The following is a 6,342-nucleotide window of genomic DNA, read 5'->3' on the forward strand; positions in this document are numbered from 1 at the left end:
GCTAGTCGACCGGCCGGCCGATCAGCACCGTCGGTGCGCCGTCGACCCGGGTGAGCACCAGACTCGCCGCCGCGTCCCCGGCCAGCCGCAGGTCCCGCCGGAGCTGCTCCGGGGTGAGCGCCGAACCCCGCTTCAGGATCTCCACCCGGCCCACCCGGCGCTCCCGCAGCAGCGCCCGCAGGCGCTTGAGCGAGAACGGCAGCACGTCGGTGATCTCCAGACAGCGCGCGTACGGGGTGCGGACCGGCTGGTCGGCGTAGAGGTAGGCGATGCTCGGATCGCCCAGGTTGGCGTCCAGTTCGGTGGCCAGTTCGGCCACGAGGTGCGCGCGCACCACCGCCGGGTCCGGGTCGTACAGGTAGCGACGCGGCGGCCCGACCGGTGCCTCGGCGGCACCCGAGCCGGTGAGCTGGTGGCTGTGGGCCTCGGTGCCCCGCTGGCGGTGGAGGGTGGCGCGGCGGGGCACCTCCGCCAGCTCACCGCACCAGAGCGCGGCCTCGACCAGGTCGCCGTCCACGCCGACCCACTCGGCCTCCGCCCCGGCCGGGATGAGCGCGTGGTCCAGGCCCGGCGCGACCTTCACCACGGTGCGCGGCACCCGCTCGGCCAACCCGGTGACGAAGTCCCACGGTGGCGAGTAGGCGCGCGGGTCGAAGATCCGCCGCCCGGAGCCGGTGGCGCGGCGGGCCGGATCGCAGAAGACCCCGTCGACCCCTGACACGTCGAACCCGGTCGCGTCGCCGCACTCGACGGTGAACAGCTCGGCCAGGCCGGCCGCCTCGGCGTTGGCGGCGGCCATCGCCGCGGTCACCGGGTCGGCCTCCACCCCGTACACCCGGATGCCGGCGCGGGCGGCGGCCAGCGCGTCGGCCCCGAGCCCGCACCCGAGATCAGCCAGGGTCCGCACGCCGGCCGCGTGCAACCGGGCGGCCCGACGGTCGGCGACCACCCGGCGGGTGGCCTGCTCCAGGCCGGGGCGGGTGAGGAACATCCCAGCGGCGGCCGAGCCGAACTTGCCCACCGCCCGGTGGCGCAACTCGGCCTGGGTCAACGCCGCCGCGGCCAAGGTCGGCGGCACCCCGGTCGCGCGCAGAGCCGACGCCGCGACCAGTGGATCACCGCCGGCCAGGTCGGCCGCCGCGGTGAGCGCGGCCAACCCTTCGGGGGTACGCAGCGCCGCCAGCTGATCGAGATCCACCCGGCCATTGTCCCGTCCGACTCGGAAAACTTGGCTGGCGGGGCGCGACGCGCTGGCACTCTCCTTGACGGAGTGCTAGCCACGGAATAACCTGCGATTAGCACTCTCACCCTGAGGGTGCCAGCTTCCGGGTCTCGCGACCCGGGTGCGCACGCCAGGCGGACCGGCACCCGCGACGACGGCACCGCCCGGTGGCATGAGGCAGATTGACGCTGGTCAGCCCCGCTGGCCAGCAACGAAACCAGTACCCCAGGAGGGTATGCCCGTGACTACCGCGACCAAGGTTGCGATCAAGCCGCTCGAGGACCGCATCGTGGTCCAGGCGAACGAGGCTGAGACCACCACGGCGTCGGGCATCGTGATCCCCGACACCGCCAAGGAGAAGCCGCAGGAGGGCACCGTCCTCGCTGTGGGCCCGGGGCGCGTCGACGACAACGGCAACCGGGTTCCGGTTGACGTGCAGGTCGGCGACACCGTCCTTTACTCGAAGTACGGCGGCACCGAGGTCAAGTACGCCGGCGAGGAGTACCTGGTGCTCTCCGCCCGCGACGTCCTCGCGGTCATCGAGAAGTAAGCAAACCGATCAGTGCCACTGCCCCGGTCCGGCTCGCCGGGCCGGGGCAATGGCGCTTCGAAGGGACATTAATGGCGAAGATCCTGAGTTTCTCGGACGACGCCCGGCACCTGCTGGAGCACGGTGTCAACGCCCTCGCGGACGCGGTCAGGGTCACCCTCGGCCCGCGCGGGCGCAACGTCGTCCTGGACAAGAAATTCGGTGCGCCGACGATCACCAACGATGGTGTGACCATCGCCAAGGAGATCGAGCTCACCAACCCGTACGAGAACCTTGGCGCGCAGCTGGTCAAGGAGGTGGCGACCAAGACCAACGACGTCGCCGGCGACGGCACCACCACCGCGACCGTGCTGGCCCAGGCGATGGTTCGCGAGGGTCTGCGCAACGTGACCGCCGGGACCAACCCGGCCGGCCTCAAGCGGGGCATCGACGCGGCGGCCATGAAGGTCTCCGAGGCGCTGCTCGGCAAGGCCGCCGAGGTCACCAGCAAGGAGTCGATCGCGAACGTGGCGACGATCTCCGCGCAGGACTCCACGATCGGCGATCTGATCGCCGAGGCGATGGAGCGCGTCGGCCGCGACGGTGTCATCACCGTCGAGGAAGGCTCGATGCTCACCACCGAACTGGACGTGACCGAAGGTCTCCAGTTCGACAAGGGCTTCATCTCGCCGAACTTCGTCACCGACCTGGAGGGTCAGGAGTCCGTCCTTGAGGACGCGTACATCCTGGTCACCACCCAGAAGATCTCGGCGATCGAGGAGCTGCTGCCGCTGCTGGAGAAGGTCCTGCAGAACAGCAAGCCCCTGCTGATCATCGCCGAGGACGTGGACGGCCAGGCGCTTTCCACCCTGGTGGTCAACTCGCTGCGCAAGACCCTCAAGGTCTGCGCGGTCAAGGCCCCGGGCTTCGGTGACCGGCGCAAGGCAATGCTCCAGGACATCGCGATCTCCACGGGCGCCGAGCTGGTCGCCCCGGAGCTGGGCTACAAGCTCGACCAGGTCGGCCTGGAGGTGCTCGGCACCGCCCGGCGCGTCGTGGTCGACAAGGAGAACACCACGATCGTCGACGGCGGTGGCCAGAAGGCCGACGTCACCGACCGGGTCTCCCAGATCCGCAAGGAGATCGAGGCCTCCGACTCCGACTGGGACCGGGAGAAGCTGGCCGAGCGGCTGGCCAAGCTCTCCGGTGGCATCGCCGTCATCAAGGCTGGCGCGGCGACCGAGGTCGAGATGAAGGAGCGCAAGCACCGCATCGAGGACGCCATCGCGGCGACCAAGGCTGCGGTCGAGGAGGGCACTGTGCCCGGCGGCGGCGCCGCCCTGGTGCAGATCCGATCGGTGCTCGACGATGACCTGGGCTTCACCGGTGACGAGAAGGTCGGCGTCTCCGTCGTGCGCAAGTCGCTCGTCGAGCCGCTGCGCTGGATCGCCCAGAACGCCGGTCACGACGGCTACGTCGTGACGCAGAAGGTCGCCGACCTGGACTGGGGCCACGGCCTCGACGCCGCCAAGGGCGAGTACGTCGACCTGGTCAAGGCCGGCATCATCGACCCGGTGAAGGTGACCCGCAACGCGGTCACCAACGCCGCCTCGATCGCCGGTCTGCTGCTCACCACGGAGAGCCTCGTGGTGGACAAGCCGGAGCAGGCCGAGCCGGCCGCCGCCGGCGGGCACGGCCACGGCCACCAGCACGGCCCGGGTTTCTGATCCGGTAGCGACACCCGTTCCGGGGCGCACCGCCGTGAGGCGGTGCGCCCCGGCTCGTTCCTGCGGGCGGCCAGGTCATTACCGAACGCTGACGTTGTTGGCGACCGGGCGAGATGATCGCGCACACTGGGCCGATGAGCACCACGTCACGGCGGTACGCCGCGTTGGCCGGAATCACCGCCGCCGCCGTCGCGATCGGGATCGCCGAACCGGTCGCGGTGTTGACCGGTCCTCGGTCAGCGCCCCTGGTCGCGGTCGGCGGGGTCGTCGTCGACGCCGTTCCCGAATCGCTGAAGCAACTCGCCATCGACCTCTTCGGCACCGCCGACAAGATCGCGCTGCTGGTCGGCACGGCCGTGTTGCTGGGAGGCTTCGCCGCCCTCTTCGGCGTACTGGCGGTCCGCCGACTGGCGTTCGGCCTGGCCGGCATCGCCGCGTTCGGTGCCATCGGCGTGGCAGCCGCGTTGACCCGCTCCGGTGCTGACCTCGCCGACGCGCTGCCGTCCCTGGTCGGCGCCGGTCTCGGCGCCCTGGTGCTCTGGCTGTTCATCGGCGGACCGTTCGAGCTGGACCCCTGGTCCTGGTCACCACCCACCCCGCCTGCTGGTCCGGTGCCGTCCCCTGGTCCGGGGTCGCAGGCTGGTCCGGGGTTGTCTGCTGGTCCCGGGTCGCAGGCTGGTCCGGGGTTGTCTGCTGGTCCCGGGTCGCAGGCTGGTCCGGGGTTGTCTGCTGGTCCCGGGTCGCAGGCTGGTCCGGGGTCGCAGGCTGGTCCGGGGTCGTCTGCTGGTCCCGGGTCACAGGCCGGTCCGGAGTCGTCTGCGGGTCCCGGGTCGCCGGCCGGTCCGGGGCCGGACTCGCCCGGCGAGTCGGTGCCGGTGTCCCCGGCAGGGCCGGTGCCGGTGACTCCCGCCGCGCCGACGACGGCGGTCGAAGCGGTCGGGCCTGCCGAAGTGGACCCGGAGTCGCGGCGACGGTTCCTCACCGGCAGCGGAGTGCTGCTCGGCACGGCCGTGGTGGCCGGCCTCGGTGGGCGGTGGCTGGCAGGGCGGCGCGGCGTGTCCGCAGCCCGCGACGCGATCCGCCTGCCCGCGCCGGTCGCCCCCGCACCGGCCGTACCGGCGGGTGCGGACCTCTCACTGACGCAGCTCGCGCCGTACGTCACCCCGAACTTCGGGTTTTACCGGATCGACACCGCGCTGGTGGTGCCCCAGGTCGACCCGGACACCTGGCGGCTGCGGATCCACGGACGGGTCGGCAGGGAACGTACCTACAGCTACGCGGATCTGCTGGCCCGACCACTGGTCGAGCGGTACGTCACGCTGGCCTGCGTCTCCAACGAGGTGGGCGGGGACCTGATCGGCAATGCCCTGTGGCTCGGCGTACCCCTGCGGGAACTGCTGGACGAGGTCGAGCCGGACGACGACGCCGACCAGGTCGTCGGCCGGTCGGTCGACGGCTGGACCTGCGGCACCCCCACCGCCGCGCTGCGCGACGGACGGGACGCGCTGCTGGCCGTCGGGATGAACGGCGAGCCACTGCCGGTAGAGCACGGCTTCCCGGTCCGAGTGGTGGTGCCGGGCCTCTACGGCTACGTGTCGGCCTGCAAATGGGTGACCGAACTGGAGCTGACCCGGTTCGCCGACTTCGACGCGTACTGGGTGCCGCGCGGCTGGTCCCCCCAGGGGCCGATCAAGACCCAGTCCCGGATCGACACGCCCAGGGGACGTAACCGGCTGACCGCCGGCCCGGTGACCGTCGCCGGGGTGGCCTGGGCGCAGCACCGGGGCATCCGCCGAGTCGAGGTACGCGTCGACGACGGCCCGTGGCAGGAAGCCGCGCTGGCCCCCACCGTGTCGGTGGACACCTGGGTGCAATGGTCCTGGCGCTGGGACGCCACACCGGGCGAGCACCGACTCCAGGTCCGCGCGACCGACGCGACCGGCGAAACCCAGACCGAACGTACGCAGGACGTCGTCCCGGATGGCGCCACCGGCTTGCACACGGTCACCGTCACCGTCCGCTGATCCCCGGCACGACGTCGCCCGCGCTGGTCCGCGCCCGAATCGGCGGGCTGTGCCGGCCCCCGAGACTGCCCATGGGTCGGCGGGCCCGCTGACTGACCGGTCACATCCGGGACCGCCTGCAGATCTTGGACAGTTTCCGTCAGCACGGAACGGAAAGTGTCCAAGATCTACAGGCCAAGTGGGTTGGTCGACGCCAGTTGCCTCCGTTGAGGCCAGTTCGGCGCTCTCCGCCCTTCGGCCCCGCCCATGGCCGGCTTCCTCAGCCGCCTGCGGCAGCTTCCTCAGAGGCAGCGGCCTGCGGCCGGCGCTCGCAGCGGCTGCCCCCATCGCCGGGGGCCGGTGGTTTGGGAACGGCGGTCAGCGTCAGCGGCCGCAGGGCGTGGTCGGCGGCCGTGGGGTGGCGGTCGGCGATCGGTGGCAGCAGAAGGCCGCTGGCCGGCACCCCGGGTTGCGGGTGCCGGCCAGCGGTGGATGTCCTGGTGCGGTGCGGTGGTGCGGTGGTGCGGTGGTGCGGTGGTGCCGTGGTGCCGTGGTGCCGTGGTGCGGTGGTGCGGTGGTCTTGCGGTGCGGTGGTGTGGGTCAGCTGTTCCAGTGCTGGGCGACGAGGCCGGTGGCCTGCTGCTCCCACTGGGCGTAGGCGTCCGGGTAGGCCGACACCTGCACCGTCTGCGCGGCGTCGGTCAGCGGCATGTCCTGCCACCCGTCGACCTGCTTGAGGCCCTTGAGGAATGCGGTGGTGGAGTACTCGGGGTTGGTGATCTGCTCGGGTGTGCCCCAACCACTGGTCGGGCGCTGTTGGAACAGGCCCAGCGAGTCGTGGTCGTTGGCGTCGCCGAGGTG

At 71.7% G+C, this 6,342-nt stretch carries 4 protein-coding genes and 1 pseudogene; 3 read left to right on the forward strand and 2 right to left on the reverse strand.

Annotated features, from left to right (window positions below):
• Position 1: 1 nt before the first annotated feature.
• The gene (locus ACIBEF_RS09045) at positions 2 to 1,198 is read right to left on the reverse strand and encodes a methyltransferase domain-containing protein (RefSeq protein ID WP_396792456.1); all 1,197 of its coding nucleotides are present in this window, start codon (positions 1,196 to 1,198) and stop codon (positions 2 to 4) included.
• Positions 1,199 to 1,457: 259 nt separating this feature from the next.
• On the opposite strand from ACIBEF_RS09045, the gene groES reads away from it, so the two are divergent.
• The 3 genes from groES (at position 1,458) to ACIBEF_RS09060 (ending at position 5,502) form a co-directional block, all read left to right on the forward strand.
• Positions 1,458 to 1,772 (forward strand): co-chaperone GroES, encoded by a 315-nt coding sequence (groES, locus tag ACIBEF_RS09050; protein WP_030330046.1) that lies wholly within the window; start codon positions 1,458 to 1,460, stop codon positions 1,770 to 1,772.
• Positions 1,773 to 1,843: 71 nt separating this feature from the next.
• A complete protein-coding gene (gene groL / locus ACIBEF_RS09055) occupies positions 1,844 to 3,478 on the forward strand; it encodes a chaperonin GroEL (RefSeq protein ID WP_396792458.1) in 1,635 nt (544 codons plus the stop codon).
• 407 nt (positions 3,479 to 3,885) lie between these two features.
• On the forward strand, positions 3,886 to 5,502 hold the full coding sequence (locus ACIBEF_RS09060) for a molybdopterin-dependent oxidoreductase (protein ID WP_396792467.1): 1,617 nt from the start codon (positions 3,886 to 3,888) through the stop codon (positions 5,500 to 5,502).
• Between the two features lie 579 nt (positions 5,503 to 6,081).
• Here ACIBEF_RS09060 and ACIBEF_RS09065 read toward each other — a convergent pair.
• Positions 6,082 to 6,342 (reverse strand): annotated as a pseudogene (locus ACIBEF_RS09065) (hypothetical protein); the annotation flags it as partial.

It is taken from the genome of Micromonospora sp. NPDC050795, assembly GCF_044456785.1.
Taxonomy (GTDB): domain Bacteria; phylum Actinomycetota; class Actinomycetes; order Mycobacteriales; family Micromonosporaceae; genus Micromonospora.